The sequence below is a fragment of the Chitinivorax sp. B genome, from assembly GCF_005503445.1.
Taxonomy (GTDB): domain Bacteria; phylum Pseudomonadota; class Gammaproteobacteria; order Burkholderiales; family SCOH01; genus Chitinivorax.
In genome coordinates, this window is the sequence record NZ_SCOH01000002.1 from 72,363 (window position 1) to 87,615 (window position 15,253).

At 52.0% G+C, this 15,253-nt stretch carries 12 protein-coding genes; 3 read left to right on the top strand and 9 right to left on the bottom strand.

Features of this window, described 5'->3' with window-relative positions:
- Positions 1 to 7: 7 nt before the first annotated feature.
- Entirely contained in the window at positions 8 to 1,333 is a 1,326-nt protein-coding gene (gene argA / locus FFS57_RS01770; protein WP_137936037.1) for an amino-acid N-acetyltransferase, read from the bottom strand.
- A gap of 454 nt (positions 1,334 to 1,787) precedes the next feature.
- Here argA and FFS57_RS01775 point away from each other — a divergent pair, with 454 nt between their 5' ends.
- Complete coding sequence (locus FFS57_RS01775) at positions 1,788 to 3,113, top strand: sodium-dependent transporter (RefSeq protein WP_137936038.1); 1,326 nt, start codon at positions 1,788 to 1,790, stop codon at positions 3,111 to 3,113.
- A 187-nt stretch (positions 3,114 to 3,300) separates the two neighbouring features.
- Here FFS57_RS01775 and FFS57_RS01780 read toward each other — a convergent pair whose 3' ends face one another.
- From FFS57_RS01780 to purE, 4 genes are read right to left on the bottom strand one after another with little or no spacing between them, the layout of a single operon-like run.
- On the bottom strand, positions 3,301 to 4,179 hold the full coding sequence (locus FFS57_RS01780) for a phosphoribosylaminoimidazolesuccinocarboxamide synthase (protein WP_137936039.1): 879 nt from the start codon (positions 4,177 to 4,179) through the stop codon (positions 3,301 to 3,303).
- 2 nt (positions 4,180 to 4,181) lie between these two features.
- The gene (locus tag FFS57_RS01785; RefSeq protein ID WP_249383846.1) at positions 4,182 to 4,880 is read right to left on the bottom strand and encodes a DNA alkylation repair protein; all 699 of its coding nucleotides are present in this window, start codon (positions 4,878 to 4,880) and stop codon (positions 4,182 to 4,184) included.
- The gene (locus FFS57_RS01790; RefSeq protein WP_137936040.1) at positions 4,877 to 6,019 is read right to left on the bottom strand and encodes a 5-(carboxyamino)imidazole ribonucleotide synthase; all 1,143 of its coding nucleotides are present in this window, start codon (positions 6,017 to 6,019) and stop codon (positions 4,877 to 4,879) included. The genes FFS57_RS01785 and FFS57_RS01790 overlap by 4 nt, the downstream gene beginning before the upstream one ends.
- 5 nt (positions 6,020 to 6,024) lie before the next feature.
- Positions 6,025 to 6,513, bottom strand: coding sequence for a 5-(carboxyamino)imidazole ribonucleotide mutase (purE, locus tag FFS57_RS01795; protein ID WP_137936041.1), 489 nt, complete (start codon positions 6,511 to 6,513; stop codon positions 6,025 to 6,027).
- A 174-nt stretch (positions 6,514 to 6,687) separates the two neighbouring features.
- Between purE and FFS57_RS01800 the strand changes: the two genes are divergently transcribed.
- Together FFS57_RS01800 and FFS57_RS01805 are read left to right on the top strand one after the other, a co-directional pair.
- Positions 6,688 to 8,376: an ArnT family glycosyltransferase gene (locus FFS57_RS01800; RefSeq protein ID WP_137936042.1), complete on the top strand. Its 1,689-nt coding sequence runs from the start codon at positions 6,688 to 6,690 to the stop codon at positions 8,374 to 8,376.
- A gap of 126 nt (positions 8,377 to 8,502) precedes the next feature.
- Positions 8,503 to 10,998, top strand: a complete 2,496-nt coding sequence (locus FFS57_RS01805; RefSeq protein WP_137936043.1) for a cache domain-containing sensor histidine kinase — start codon at positions 8,503 to 8,505, stop codon at positions 10,996 to 10,998.
- A gap of 220 nt (positions 10,999 to 11,218) precedes the next feature.
- Here FFS57_RS01805 and malE read toward each other — a convergent pair whose 3' ends face one another.
- The 4 genes from malE to FFS57_RS01825 all read right to left on the bottom strand — a co-directional run bounded on the left by malE (position 11,219) and on the right by FFS57_RS01825 (position 15,245).
- Entirely contained in the window at positions 11,219 to 12,430 is a 1,212-nt protein-coding gene (gene malE, locus FFS57_RS01810; RefSeq protein ID WP_137936044.1) for a maltose/maltodextrin ABC transporter substrate-binding protein MalE, read from the bottom strand.
- Between the two features lie 198 nt (positions 12,431 to 12,628).
- Complete coding sequence (gene gap / locus FFS57_RS01815; protein WP_137936045.1) at positions 12,629 to 13,645, bottom strand: type I glyceraldehyde-3-phosphate dehydrogenase; 1,017 nt, start codon at positions 13,643 to 13,645, stop codon at positions 12,629 to 12,631.
- 237 nt (positions 13,646 to 13,882) lie between these two features.
- On the bottom strand, positions 13,883 to 14,758 hold the full coding sequence (locus FFS57_RS01820; RefSeq protein ID WP_137936046.1) for an aldo/keto reductase: 876 nt from the start codon (positions 14,756 to 14,758) through the stop codon (positions 13,883 to 13,885).
- A 46-nt stretch (positions 14,759 to 14,804) separates the two neighbouring features.
- The gene (locus tag FFS57_RS01825; protein ID WP_137936047.1) at positions 14,805 to 15,245 is read right to left on the bottom strand and encodes a pullulanase-associated domain-containing protein; all 441 of its coding nucleotides are present in this window, start codon (positions 15,243 to 15,245) and stop codon (positions 14,805 to 14,807) included.
- Positions 15,246 to 15,253: the final 8 nt, after the last annotated feature.

Genomic DNA, 15,253 nt, shown 5'->3' on the forward strand with positions numbered 1-15,253 from the left:
CTGAGCATTACAGCGTCTTGATAAATACCTTCGACCTTCTCTGGTAATTATAGAAACGCTGTTTCTCAAGTGGCAGATCATCGACACTGGCTGGCTGGAATCCACGCTCGATAAACCAGTGAGCGGTACGTGTGGTCAGTACAAACAGACGCTTGATACCACCCAACTGACGAGCACGACGCTCCAGTTCCTGCAACAGCTTGTCACCCAGCCCACGATCGCGAAATTCTGGATGAACTGCCAGACATGCCAGCTCGGCCATGTTGTTATCAGGGTAGGAGTAAAGTGCGACACAACCAATCACCATGTCGTAGCGTTTCAACACAGTGAACAGGTTGATTTCCATCTCCAGCAGTTCCCGACTGCGCTTTACCAACACGCCCTCGTCTTCCAGCGGCTCAATCAGCGCCAAAATACCGCCGACGTCGTCAATGGTTGCCTGCCGGATCTGCTCCAACGGCTCAGCTGTGACCATGGTACCAATACCTTCACGGGTAAACAGTTCCATGATCAGTCCGCCATCTACCTTACGATTGATCAAATGGGCACGCGGCACCCCATTTCGTGCCGCACGAATGGCGCCGGGCAAATATACACGGATGTCTTCGGTCAAATCAGTCGCCACATCCAGGATTTTTTGGGCTTTTTGTGCGGGTAACTCCGATAGCAACTGACCATGCCGGTTTACCACACCGCCAGATCCCGTCAGGAATACCAGCTTGTCGGCACGCAAGGCAACAGCGGCTTCGGTCGCTACGTTTTCCAGCGTCAGATTGAATACTTCACCCGTCGGCGAGTAACCCAATGGCGACAGCAACACGATTTCACCGTCATCCAGGCTACCGTTGATCATCATGGTATTGATCTTACGGACTTTTCCTGTGTAGTTGAAATCAATGCCATTACGTACGCCCATGGGTTGCGCTGTGACGTAGTTGCCACTGGCCACCCGAATATCAGCGCCTGCCATTGGCGAGTTGGGCAACCCCATCGACAACGCGGCTTCAATTTCAACGCGCACTTGACCGACCGCCTGTTTGGCGCATTCCAACGCATCCCCATCCGTTATACGGATATCGTCGTGGTATTCCGGTGTCAGCCCCTTTTCCGCCATTTCAGCTTCAATCTGTGGGCGCGTTCCATGGACCAGCACCAAGCGTACGCCTAGACTGACCAACAAATTCAAATCATGAGTCAGATTGTAAAAAGTACCGTCCTGAACAACCTCACCACCAAACGCTACGACAAACGTCTTACCGCGAAAAGCGTGGATGTAAGGTGCCGAGGCACGGAACCAGTCGACAAATTCGGCCAGATGGTCGGAGTTCTGCATTTGCGGTACTTCGAGCTAAGTTAAACCGGTGAAGACTAACAGAAAATCCTATCTAGCACGATGCAGAAAATACATCACTAAATGGCGGCTCGTCTTAAGTTGGAGTTCGTGCAAAGACATCATCCATACACGCCACACAGTCACCCATGCAGATATCATTACACTGCGGTTTTCCGATAGCCCTTGCAAATAATGAGAGGCGGTCACGAATCAAATTTCATAACACAGATCTGTCACATTACACAATCCGATACATGCACAATTCCCCCAATCTACCAATTGCTTTATTTTAGATACCCTCTTGGCAGGTATCGATAGTCAATTTCCACATATAAATCAATTGCCTACCTATTTTCCGGCAATGACTCAGGAAACATTAGACTCACTCTGATACTGCTTCACCCTAAGGCGGCCAACGATACGGGCGTCTCTTCTTCTGGAGCTGTAAATCATCATGCAAAGAGCAACCTGGGGCTCAAAATTGGGCTTCATCCTCGCATCCGCGGGTTCCGCCGTCGGATTAGGGTGCATCTGGAAATTTCCTTATGTCACTGCATCCAATGGTGGCGGTGCCTTCCTGATCGTCTTCCTAGCCTTCTCGTTTACGCTCGGATTGGCATTGATGAAGTTGGAGCTGGCGCTGGGTCGTGCCGGCCGCGCCGGCATCGTCGGCACCTTCCGTCAATTGGGTGGCGAACACTGGCGCTGGGTGGGCATCCCCACAGTACTGGGATGTTTGATCATCATGATGTTTTACGGTGTGGTAGGAGGCTGGACCATCGCCCATATCAAGATGACCGCTTTTGGTGAATTGGCAACAACAGATACAGCCAAGCTCAGTACAGCGTTTGGTGACTTCATCAAGCAACCCATCACACCCATTGTGTACCACGGCCTGTTTTTGGCCTTGACTTTGGGTGTAGTAATTGGCGGAGTACAACAAGGGATCGAGCGTTTGTCGAAGGTATTGATGCCACTGCTGTTCATTTTGATGCTGGTATTGATCGTACGCGGGGTAACCCTACCAGGCGGCTGGGCAGGTGTTGAATTCATGTTCCGCCCTGACTTCAGCAAGCTGTCGATTGATGCGATCATCAGTGCATTAGGTTTAGCATTCTTTTCGCTATCGCTTGGCATGGGTGTCATGATCACCTATGGCTCCTACATTGACGAACATACCCACATCCCGGGTACAGCAATGTGGATTGTCAGCCTGGCTGTCATGGCCTGCTTACTGGGTGGTTTGATGGTATTGCCGCCTGCCTTCGCCTTTGGCATGAACCCAGCTGCCGGCCCAGGCTTGACGTTCATCAGCATGCCCGCCGTTTTTGCCCATATGCCAGGTGGTGTGCTGTTTGGTACGGCCTTCTTTGTTCTGCTGTTGGTTGCCGCGTTGACCTCGTCGGTTTCATTGCTGGAGGTAGCCGTCAGCTATTTCGTCGATGAACTGAAGTGGTCACGCCGAACCGCATCGATTGTGCCATCCGTTTTGATGCTGATTGGTGGTATTCCCGCTTCGTTGAGCTTTGGTCCTTGGGCAGACATCAAACTGTTCGGCCTGACGATTTTCGACATGATGGATTACCTGACATCCAACATCATGTTACCGCTGGGGGGGGTTGTCACTGCACTATTTGGTGGCTGGGTTGCATGGAAAGCGGTCGAAAAGCAGTTGGCGCACGGCAATCAATTGCCTGCCGTTGCCATGCAAATGATCAAGGTAACGGTCAGCTGGGTCGCTCCGGCTGTGATCTCCGTTGTACTGCTGAAAGGTCTGTAGGGCGCTGAAACAGCAGGTGGCACAGCGTGGAGTAATGCAACCTGTAATTCACAACAGCAGCGGGCGCTGTTTACTGCTGCCTTTGGCAGGAATCCAGTATTCCTGCTCATTAGACACGCGGCAAAACGAATCCGAAAAAAAGCCCCTCGGTCATCCGAGGGGCGCAGTCAACACAAGGGAGGGAGATTTAACGTGTCAGCTTTACTAATGCTTCGCGATACTTCTCTGCCGTTCTGACTGCGACTTCTACTGGAAGTTCCGGTGCTGGGGGTGTTTTATTCCAGCCCGTCGACTCTAACCAATCCCGAACATACTGCTTATCAAATGAAGGTGGATTGATACCAATCTGGTAGCTTTCTGAAGGCCAGAAACGCGAGGAGTCCGGTGTCAGCGCTTCATCCATCAACGTCAGTACGCCATTATCGTCCAAGCCAAATTCAAACTTGGTATCAGCAATGATAATACCGCGCGTGGCAGCATATTCTGCCGCAGCTTTATACAACGCAATGGCGGTATCCCTTACCCTTTCAGCTAACTCCACACCGATTTTGCTGGTTAGCTCGTCAAAGCTGATATTTTCATCGTGGTCACCGACCGCAGCCTTCGTCGAAGGTGTAAAGATCGGCGCTGGCAACTTGGCCGCTTCCTGCAGGCCCACAGGCAGCTGAATGCCACAGACGGTGCCAGATTTCCGGTATTCCTTCCACCCACTTCCCGCCAGGTAACCTCGTACAATAGCCTCGACCGGCACCGGCTTCAAGCGCTTGCACACCACTGCACGACCTTCCACCTGGGGACGATCAACTTCGCTGACCACGTCTTCTGGCTTGTCACCTGTAAAATGACTAGGTACCAGACCCTGCAATTTGTCAAACCAGAAGTTGGAAATAGAGGTCAGTAATTTGCCTTTTTCTGGAATCGGCTCATTCAGAATGACATCGAATGCCGACAGACGATCCGTCGCAATCATCAACATACGTTGCTCGTCGATTTCATACAGATCACGCACCTTGCCGGAGTAGATCTTCTTAAGACTTTGCAGATTGGTTTGAGTCAGGCCAGTCATGGCTATTCCTTCGTCAGATGTTTCATTGCCTCGCGCACCGAAAGCGGCGAGAGCGGGGTGTATTCGACAAAATCGCGGACTGCATCCGGGTCAGTATAGGCATATTCGCGCAACGCCCAACCTATGGCTTTGCGGATGAAGAAATCAGTTTTGTCAGCATTGATATGGCAATAGGCAAATAACCGACGGATATCAGTCTGTTGCTTCCATTTCAACTGGTGAAGAATCGCAACCCGCCGCAGCCATTTGTTCTCATGCTGGCTGAGTACATCAATTCGATGATGCAAACTGCGATTCGCCAGCACCAGCGGACCGACTACCCATACCGCCAAGCCATCTACGGTATCCCACCAACTGTGCTGGATGACCAATGCTTCCAATTGAGGTAAAGCATTGCCGGATAATTGGCCCACTGCAGCAGCCAAGGTGTCGACAGCGACGTAATGCAGCTCCCGTTGCGGGAAGGCATATAAAGCCTGTGCTGCTTCCAGTAATCCTACCTCGTTGAAACTGTGTTTGGCACCTTGCAACAAGGGCTTGACCAGCTTACGCCGCAATGGGGTTTTGACACCGTAGAAGTCAAACTGATCACGCAGATAGGCACGCATGGCAGCAGCATTCTGCACATTGGCATGCTGCTGCAGCACCTGCTGTACAGCAGCAACCCACGCACCTGTAGTTAAAATGGAACGCGCACTCACTCTGCCTGTTGAAGCATCTGCTTCAATTCAATGGCTTGGGCCAAAGCTGCATTGACATCATCTGCCAACACATCGAAGTGCCCCATCTTGCGGCCGATACGCGCCTCGGTCTTACCATACAAATGCAGCTTGACGTTCGGCTGGGACAGCAGTTTGTCCCATGCTGGCTCATCATCGCGCCATATATCGCCCAGCAGATTGACCATGGCCACTGGCTTGAGCAGGTAATTGTCCCCAGGGGGCAAAGCACACATGGTACGAACTTGCTGCTCGAACTGACTGGTCAGACAGGCATCGATTGTATAGTGGCCGCTGTTGTGCGGACGTGGGGCAATCTCGTTGATCAACAGGCTGTTGTCGTCCAGTACGAAAAATTCAACCGCTAGCACACCAACATAGTTCATTGACTCAGCCAGCTTCAGTGCCATCTCACGGGCTTTATCTGCAATGGCTGTAGGTACCCGTGCCGGCACGATACTGATATCCAGAATACCAGATTCGTGCTGATTTTCAGCTACAGGGAAAGTGCTGACCTCAGTAGTGGAGGTACGGGTGACAATGACGGAAATCTCCGTCTTCAAGTTCAACATTTTCTCCAGTACACAGGGTTTGCTGCCCATTTGCTGCCAAACGGTACGCACTTCCTCTGCAGTTTTGACCCGAATCTGACCCTTGCCGTCGTACCCCAAACGAGCACTCTTCAGAATGCCTGGTAGATAGGCTTCCATTGCCTGTACCAGATCCGCCTCATTCTCTATGGCCAGAAAAGGGGCCACACCCAGGCCTGCACCACTGATGTAGCGTTTTTCCTTGATACGATCCTGCGCTATCGATACACATTCTGCACTTGGCGTCACCCGCATTCGCGCTTGCAAAAAACGCATACTTTCCGCCGGTACATTCTCAAACTCGGTGGTCACGGCAGCACAGGTATCAACCAACATCTGCAGTGCGCCGGGATCATCGTATTTGGAACAGATATGCACATCCGCCAAGCCACCTGCTGGACTGTCCGGATCAGGGTCCAATACGGTGACACGGTAGCCCATGGCACGAGCAGCCATCGTGAACATGCGGCCAAGCTGGCCGCCACCGAGAATTCCCAGCATGGCGTTGGGCAGGATATGGGGCGTGGTCATGGTACTTACTCCACGTCAGGCAATGTCATCGCCAAGACGGTTTGTTTCTGTTTGTCGCGGAAGGCTTCCAATGCCAGACGCAGACGGGCATCCTGATTGGCCAACAGCGCCACCGCAAACAAGCCGGCATTGGCCGCACCAGCTTCACCAATAGCAAAAGTTGCCACCGGAATACCCTTCGGCATCTGCACGATAGAATAAAGGGAATCCTGACCTTTCAGATACTTCGAGGGGACAGGTACACCCAGTACAGGCACAGTAGTCTTGGCTGCCAACATGCCAGGCAGGTGAGCAGCGCCACCTGCACCTGCAATAATGGCTTTCAAACCGCGCTCTTGAGCGGTTTCCGCATATTCGTACAACAAATCTGGCGTACGATGTGCCGAAACCACGCGTGCTTCAAATTCCACGCCGAACTCTTTGAGCACGCGTGCAGCATGCTGCATCACGTCCCAATCGCTATTACTACCCATTACGACGCCGACTTGGATCATGGTGTCACTCTTGATATCAAAGGCGATGAAAAAAAGATGGCAATTTTAACCCGAATATCAGTTGAACATACGAGAATCTACCGGTTAAGCTTTATGGTCTTACAGTAAACAGAGTGCGCCCGGCTAAATATTTGAAATAAGAAATTTAACCCTGGGCACGGAGGAGTTCACACGATGGCAACCTCGATTACCATCGAAGCATGGAAAAATCAAACAGTTGTGCAACGGACCAGCAGCTATGCGGTGCTTTTACTACCACTAATATATCTGTTTTTCGGCATAGATCAATATGCATTATTAAATGAGAACGAAGGTCGCTATGCTGAAATAGCTCGTGAAATGCTGGAACGGGGTGACTTCATCATCCCACATCTGAATGGCCTACCCTATCTCGAAAAACCGCCGTTGCTCTACTATTTGACAGTGTTGTCATTCAAGTTGTTTGGCGTGACGGATGTTGCGGCCCGACTGGTACCAATCAGTGCATCATTGTTAGCAATAGGTACACTGGCCTGGTTTGGCCGGGCGGTTGGCCGACCATTAGCCGGGTTGATTGCCGCCTTCGTTCTAGGCTCGTCGCTAGGGTTTGTATTGCTGGGCAACGTGCAGATGACGGATTCGTTGTACAACGCACTGTGGTGCTCTGCTTTGCTGGTCGCATATGTTGGTCTGACTCAGCCATCCCAGCAATTGATGTCGCTTGCCTATGCTTTACTGGCGTTGGCCGTGTTGGCTAAGGGCCTAGTCACATTGGTGCTGTTCTATATGGTTCTGATCCCATTAGCCTGGATCGCCCGTGAACAGCCTGCCAATATTTGGCTGAAACGATTGTTTGCCCCGTGGCCATTACTACTGTTCGCCCTGATAGCAGTGCCCTGGCATGTAGCAGCAGCATTAACGTTGAAGGAGTTTTCCTGGTTCTACTTCATCAATGAGCATGTCTACCGCTTTACGGGTCAGCGAATGCCGCGAGACTATTTTGCTGGTGGTACGCCACTATTTTATGTCCCGCGGTTGATCTTCCTGTTCTTCCCATGGTCGATCGTCATGCTAGCAGCGGTAATCAAGCACGATATCGTGATAGATCCGAGCGATCGTCGTCTCACCTGGTTTGCCTGGTTGTTGGCTGGTGTGCCGACTGCGTTTTTCGCCATCTCATCATCCAAAGCAGACTATTACGTCATGGTGGCGTTGCCGGGCATGGCGCTGGTATTGGCTCAAGCATTGACTCGAAGCTGGCAGCGCAGTCAGCAACATGTCATGACGTGTGTGGTGTTGGGTATATTCGGTGCAGCATTCGGTGTATGGCAATCCTGGATTTTCGCACCGCCAGGCCTGTCTTCGTTCATGCCATGGCATATTCTGCCGGCCGCACCCGTTGCGTTGGCGTGGAGTGTACTGGCCGGGGCAGCGGCACTGCTGTTCCGCCTCAATCGCCCCATTCTTGGCTGGCTGGCGGTCGGGCTGATGTTCTTGCCGATGAAAGTGGCATTGTTGAATGCATTGCAAAGCAAAGAACCGCACTATTCCACCCGGGATATGGCAAGTTACATCAAACAACACCATGCAGTGGCGCCGGTCATGCTATACCGTGACTATGAGTTGTTGTCGAGCCTGACGTTTCACCTTGAACGGATCGTCCCGGTGGTGGATTCCACCAGCCCGGATCTATGGTTTGGCAAACAGCTGGGCACGGTTCCACACCAGTTCCCCTCGTCATCTGAACTGGTTACAACCGGCCGTGGGTTCTTCCTGGTGGTGCCGGATCGACGGCAGCAAGAGCTGACTGCCTCGCCACTGGTTGCCAAGTTGTCACTGATTACCCGTATCGGCAACGCAAGTCTGTATCGCTACACCCCGTAAGCCGCGTGACATGCCGATGGTCGGCAACGATCCATCGGCATTGCCCGTTGCGGCATGCCCGGAATCTGAGTGGGTTACAGCCTGTGATATGCTGATACAGTCTCTGCTGGTGTCATTCATCACCTAATGCTCATTCGCCACTCCTCTCTTGCTGGCCGTACGCTCACCCGAATGGGTGTCCGCATTGCGGTTGTCATTGTCACGGCCACACTGCTGGCCTATTGGCACCTCTATTCCACACTTCAAACAAGCATGCTCAACGGTTTGAAGGGCTATGTGGATGCGCGAGGCCGTGGCGAAAGCGAACATTTCAAACTGGCTGAAATTCAGACCAAAATGCTGGCGAACGAGTTCATGCGACGTTTGCGAGCCATGGGGCAGTATGACCCCCAAACAGAATTCAACGAAATATTCCAGCGTTACCCTGATGGCTTGGTCCGCGTCAAACCAGAGCTCAACGATTTTCGGACCAAAGCCACCGTTTTTGTTCGCCATGATGTCTCGTTAACGCCTGACTTACGTCGGCGATTGGTCATCGCCTACCAACTGCTGTCTGACTGGGGTCTGTTGACTACCAACCGCTTCATCGACAGCTTTATCAACATGCCCGAGCAGTTGTCGGTCAACTATGCCCCATTTGTGGACTGGAGCTTGGCTGCAACGCGCGAGACCGATATCTATACCTATGAAACGGTGTGGCGTTCCACGGTATCCAAGAATCCACAGCGCAGCCCTTTCTGGACAGGCATCTATTTTGACGAGGGTGCCAAGAAATGGATGGTTTCGCACGTCACGCCAAGCGATGTCGACAATCGCTGGGTGATGTCGGCCGGACAGGACATTGTGATTGATGACATGGTCAAGCGCACGGTCAATGAACAGCTGACGGGTACGTATAACATTATTCTGCGCCATGATGGCGAGCTGCTTGCCCACCCCACGCTAATGGAACAGATTCGCAAAGCAGGCGGCAACCTGAATGCAGTCAAATTGCATGATGCAACACTCACCAGCATCGTTAATGCCGCGGTTAAAACACAAGGTTCGCCAACCATTGTCGAGACTGAAGATTCACAGTATTTTCTGGGCGTCACGCGCATTGAGGGCCCAAACTGGATTTTCGTCACGGTCTATCCCAAATCGTTGCTTCAACGTTTGGCATTCGACAACGCCTCGTTCGTATTAGGCTTGGGTGCTGTTTCACTGATTCTGGAACTACTGCTGATTCGATTAGTGCTCAGGCGGCAAGTCATTGCCCCACTTGAATCCCTGTTGGGTGCAACGGAGCGGGTACGCGGTGGCGACTGGAATATCCGCATCAATTGGCCTCATCATGACGAGATCGGACAACTGGCGAGTTCTTTCACCGCCATGGCCCAATCATTGGGTGAACGTGACCGACAACTCCAGCGCAGCGCACAGGATCTGGCGACCCAGGTTGAACTGGTTTTGGCCAACGAAGCCCGCTTGCAAGCAATCAGTGCAGCCATTCCAGATGCCATTTTTGTGTTGGATCGAGATGGCAATGTACTGGAGGCATTTGGCAATCAAGCCTTGTTTGCCATGAATAACCGCCGCAGCACCAATGTGGCGGAAGCCCTGCCACAAGATATTTCGCGCGAAATCCTATTGGCCGTTGGCCGATGCTTGGACACTGGCGATACGCAAGTTTACGAATACCCCTTGATGCTGCAAGGGCAACTCTACTGGTTTGAAGGCCGTACGGCACGATTACCACAACATGCCGCGCAGAATGCGGTGGTTTGGTTGGCTCGGGACGTATCCGCCCGTAAGTTAGCAGAAATTGAGTTGCGCCAAGCACGGGACTATCTGGTCGAACAGGTTGCCTTGCAAACAGCGGATCTGGTTGCCGCCAAAGAGAAAGCCGATGCTGCCAATCAGGCCAAGACACAGTTCCTGTCAAATATGTCGCATGAGCTACGCACCCCCATGCATGCCATTCTCAGCTTTGCACGCTTGGGGTTGGACAAGGCAGAGCAAGCCCCACCAGACAAGCTGAAACGTTATTTTTCGAACATTGCTGATTCCGGTGAGCGCATGCTGGCTTTGGTGAACGACTTGCTGGATGTCACGCGACTGGAGTCCGGTAAGATGGCATTCAGTTTGAGCGAACAACCACTGCGCCCCATCATTGAATCAGTCATGGTTGAACTGGATGAACTAGCCAAGCGACAGGCACTGACGGTGGTATTAAAAACCGATGACAATGATCCCGCATTCTGCTTTGACCGATTGCGAATTGGCCAGGTCATCCGCAACTTGTTGTCCAATGCCATCAAATTCAGCAAAGAACACGAACAAGTCATTATTGAATTGCATACCAGCATTGAATCGCCCCCACGTGCAGTCATTCGAGTGCTGGATCGTGGGATTGGCATTCCACCTGACGAACTGGAAGCAATTTTCGACAAATTTGTGCAGAGCAGCCGTACATCACGCGAATCGGGGGGTAGTGGTCTAGGCTTGGCTATCTCACGGGAAATCATTCGTGGTCATGGCGGGGACATCCATGCGGAGCTTCGTGAGGGAGGTGGTTCGATTCTGACCTTCTGGTTACCTTTTACACCAACCGGAACAACATCACAGCCGTGTGATGAATAATTCTGACCTCGAAGTATTTTGTCGTCACAGGACCGGCAACATGCACCTGCCCTGTTAGAAGCTGTTCAAGGTCTGTGATGAGCGGCCACCAGCAGAGTGAAGCACAGCGCAAAAACCGGCATGTATGGGTGATACATGAGGATGTTGAGCAGCACATGAGCCCCCGATCGTGGTCACGCACTAAGACTTTGAACAGGCTCTTAGAGAGCAGCCCCAGTATCTATTTGGACAATACCGTTTTGGCTACTTGATCCAACGCTTCCTGTGGCTTCTTTCGTGTAGTGAGCTCGGTAGTCATCTGCTGCAAAGCAGTGCTCATGGCACCCCAGAAGCGATTCATTTCCGGATTGTGTGGCATCGGCTTGCCAGAATGCACAGCATCCATCGAGGCTCGGATTTTTTCATCGTTATAAAGCTCCCAGAAATAACCTTTATGGGCCGGCACCCCAATTGGCACGTCCTCGTTCACCTTGCGTAGGCCATCCGGTTTCAACAAGAAGTTCTCGATAAAATTGATGGCGGCTGGCTGATTGGGCGTCCTGGCTGAAATCATGGCACCCAGCACACCAACAAATGGCTTAGCCGGTTTGCCTTTGATGGACGGTAACGGGGCAACACCAAAATTGATCTTGGCGGCCCTCAAACCATCCCACGCCCATGGTCCGGATATGAACATGGCTTGGCGTCCTTCCTTCATGGAACGCTCTGCATCGGCATAAGCCATGCCATTTGCTGGCAACACACCTTTATCGATCAACGTCACCAACATTTCAGCACCGATAACAGCCCCAGTCTTGTTGACCCCGGTTTCGCCCGACTGATAGTTACCACGGGTATCACGAGGGAATACGAAACCACCATTCGCCGCCATTAATGGCCAGCTGAAATAAGGGCTGGTGTATTCCCAGCCAATGGCGCGCACACCACGTGCTTTCAGCTTATCGTTCAAGGCGGGGATATCCTCGAACGCCTTGGGCGGATTGGGGAGCAGATCCTTGTTGTAAATCAGGCTGATCGCTTCCACCGCAATCGGATATCCCCATTGCTTGCCTTCCACCATGAAAGCATCCCAGCCTACATTCACAATTTCCTCTTGCAGGGCTGGAGTTGGTTTGACCGGGTTCAACAGGCCCTTTCCAATCCATTCACCGATGCGGTCATGTGGCCAGATCCAGACATCCGGCCCAGCTTTGGTACCGCCGACCTGGGTAAATTTGTTGGGCGCGTCATCAGGATGTTCCACCTTGGCAGGAATGCCAGTTTTCTTAGTGAACTCATCGGCCAGCTTCTGCAAACCCTTGTGGCCTTTGTCTCCGTTGATCCAAATCAGTAGCTTGCCGCTTTCCCAAGCGTGTGCCCCACTCGATAACAGCAGGCTTGCGAGCAATAAAGCGCCGCGTAACGGATAATAGTTGATATTTCTTTGACTCATAGCCACCCTCCACTCTCTCATTATTAGGATTACACCGATCCAAGGAGAAAAGCATTGGCCTTACTGATGTGCACCCAGTTTAGGCTTTGTGTTCCAGTATGCTTACCCCAATAGCGTTGTTGATATGAATATAAGAAAACCCTGTTTGTTGTAAAAAAATAATGGCGCCATCCACATGGCGCCGTTGCCGATTTTGGCTTAACGTCCCGCGGACATCAAGGCCTTGGCGGTATCCAACATCCGGTTCGAATACCCCCATTCATTGTCGTACCAAGCCATGATTTTGACTTGGGTACCGGCAATCACCTTAGTCTGTGTCGCGTCAAAAATACTCGAAGCCGGATTATGGTTGAAATCGACCGACACCAGCGGCAGGGTATTGACCTTCAAAATTCCCTTGAGTGGGCCTTCTGCTGCCGCATTCACAATGGCATTCACTTCATCTTTGGTTGTCTCGCGAGCTGCCTGAAACACCAGATCCACCAAGCTGACATTGATTGTCGGTACACGCACCGCCATCCCATCCAGCTTACCCACCAGTTCCGGCATCACCAAACCAATTGCCGCCGCTGCCCCTGTTTTGGTCGGAATCATTGAATGTGTGGCCGCACGAGCGCGACGCAAATCACTGTGATACAGATCCGTCAGTACCTGATCATTGGTATAGGAATGCACGGTAGTCATCAAGCCAGAAACAATACCCAACTTATCATTCAACGCTTTTACCACCGGTGCCAAGCAGTTGGTAGTACAAGATGCATTGGAGATGACCGTATATTCAGGTTTGAGCACTGCATGGTTGACACCATACACAATCGTCGCGTCAACATCATTGCCGCCCGGCGCAGAGATGATGACCTTCTTAGCGCCAGCCGCCAGATGGGCTGAAGCCTTTTCCTTGCTGGTGAACAGGCCGGTACATTCCAGCACCACATCGACATTCAAATCCGCCCAAGGCAACTTGGCCGGATCACGTTCAGACAGAAACTTGATGCGATCGCCGTTGACAATCATGTCATTGCCGTCCACCGACACCTCGGCATGGAATGGGCCATGCACGGTATCGTATTGGGTCAGATGAGCGTTGATATTGGTATCACCCAGTGTGTTGACGGCGACGATCTGAAACTCGGCGTTGCGCTTGGCTTCGTACAACGCACGCAGTGTATTGCGGCCAATACGGCCATAACCGTTGATGGCAAGACGAATGGTCATGAACTTCTCTCCTACAAGGCGAATACCCTCTCCGGCGCTTAGCCCCTGCCGTGCACCTTTGAGGTGGGTTACGTTGCAATCAGGACAGCACTCGATTTTCTTTATTTATAACGATCGGGCTGCCGTTTCCATCGCTCCGTGGGGGAGAGCAATTTTCCATTTTCCTTCAAGCCAGCGAGTCAACCGACCTGTTTACATCAGTTTGCCGTGTCAGCGCACTGCATACGTTGATCTGGATCAGGGCACTTCGTGTCCCAAAGTAGCCTCCAACAACATGAACCACTGCTCACGACTCAGCTCCAACTGGCTGGCACGGACGGCATCCTGCACATTGGCCAGTTTTCCGGTCCCGAGAATGGGTTGAATTTGGGCCGGGTGAGCCAGCAACCAAGCCAAAGCCACCTGCGACAACGATGCACCACCCAGGTCCCTGCCAACATCGAGTGCGATCTGTTTAACTGGCGAATCCTGCGTCAATAAGCGGCCACCGCCCAATGGAGACCACGCCTGTGGCGTGATACGCAAACGTTGGCATTGATCGAGCGTACCATCGAACAACGGTGCGGTATGACCCAGTGATATCTCAATCTGGTTGGCTACCAGCGGGAAAGGCAAACGTGATTGCAATAGCTCTACCTGGGAAGGAGAGAAATTGGACACACCGAATTCACGCACTTTGCCAGCATTACGCAATGCTATAAAGGTTTCGGCCACCTCATCCGCATCCATCAGTGGGTCTGGGCGATGGATCAGCAAGGTATCCAGGTAATCGGTATGCAAGGCTGTTAAGGTTTGATCAACCGCCGCCACAATATGGCCGCGACTGGTGTCGTAATGCTTGACTTGTCGCTCGGGAAATTTGCTGGATAGTAGTTTGATACCTGTCTTGCCAATACAGCGCAGACGTGTACGTAAGCCAGGTTTTATTGCAAAGACTTCGCCGAAACGGGTTTCTGCGTCGTAATCGCCATAAATATCAGCAAAATCGAGTGTGGATACATCCAAGTCAAGGCAGGCCTCAATGAAATTCAACAGTTCGGATGTGCTGTACTGCCAATCCAGTACACGCCAGGAGCCAAGAATCAGACGAGAATCGTGTTCGCCAATCGACATAAGTCTGCTTCCAAAATTGGCGGCCCTATATCAGGCCGCTCGAAGATTAGTTCTGGCGCGCTTTCAGTGCAGCTTCCAGTGATAGGTAGATATTGCGGTCGCCTGCATTGACCCAGATTTCTCGGGTCTGTTTGGTATCGAACTGCATATCCTTACCACCTTGCTCCTTACGATCACCTTTGTGAATGATGTAATAGACCACGCCGGACTTGCCAAATTCAGCCACCTTGCGTTGCCAGTACACACCAAAATCGTCCTTGCCACTGATCTTCGCTGGATTATGCCAATCCACTCCATCCAACGGCATATCTGGCGTACCGCCTTCCCTGCGCCAAACATGAAGCCCCCAGCCCTCATAAGCACCGTCTGGGCGGGAATAATGGATGGTGACGACATCATCTGGCTGTTCGCCAGCGAGCGTCAGCGATGCGCTGGCGGACCATACTGCTACCAGTGCCCATTTCAAGAAATTACGTTTACTCAGCATATTGTTCA

What these genes read in the sequence shown, in the direction of transcription:
- argA (WP_137936037.1), bottom strand. Translation starts at nt 1,333, where the DNA reads ATGCAGAACTCCGACCATCTGGCCGAATTTGTCGACTGGTTCCGTGCC.
- FFS57_RS01775 (WP_137936038.1), top strand. Translation starts at nt 1,788, where the DNA reads ATGCAAAGAGCAACCTGGGGCTCAAAATTGGGCTTCATCCTCGCATCC.
- FFS57_RS01780 (WP_137936039.1), bottom strand. Translation starts at nt 4,179, where the DNA reads ATGACTGGCCTGACTCAAACCAATCTGCAAAGTCTTAAGAAGATCTAC.
- FFS57_RS01790 (WP_137936040.1), bottom strand. Translation starts at nt 6,019, where the DNA reads ATGACCACGCCCCATATCCTGCCCAACGCCATGCTGGGAATTCTCGGT.
- purE (WP_137936041.1), bottom strand. Translation starts at nt 6,513, where the DNA reads ATGATCCAAGTCGGCGTCGTAATGGGTAGTAATAGCGATTGGGACGTG.
- FFS57_RS01800 (WP_137936042.1), top strand. Translation starts at nt 6,688, where the DNA reads ATGGCAACCTCGATTACCATCGAAGCATGGAAAAATCAAACAGTTGTG.
- FFS57_RS01805 (WP_137936043.1), top strand. Translation starts at nt 8,503, where the DNA reads ATGCTCATTCGCCACTCCTCTCTTGCTGGCCGTACGCTCACCCGAATG.
- malE (WP_137936044.1), bottom strand. Translation starts at nt 12,430, where the DNA reads ATGAGTCAAAGAAATATCAACTATTATCCGTTACGCGGCGCTTTATTG.
- gap (WP_137936045.1), bottom strand. Translation starts at nt 13,645, where the DNA reads ATGACCATTCGTCTTGCCATCAACGGTTATGGCCGTATTGGCCGCAAT.
- FFS57_RS01820 (WP_137936046.1), bottom strand. Translation starts at nt 14,758, where the DNA reads ATGTCGATTGGCGAACACGATTCTCGTCTGATTCTTGGCTCCTGGCGT.
- FFS57_RS01825 (WP_137936047.1), bottom strand. Translation starts at nt 15,245, where the DNA reads ATGCTGAGTAAACGTAATTTCTTGAAATGGGCACTGGTAGCAGTATGG.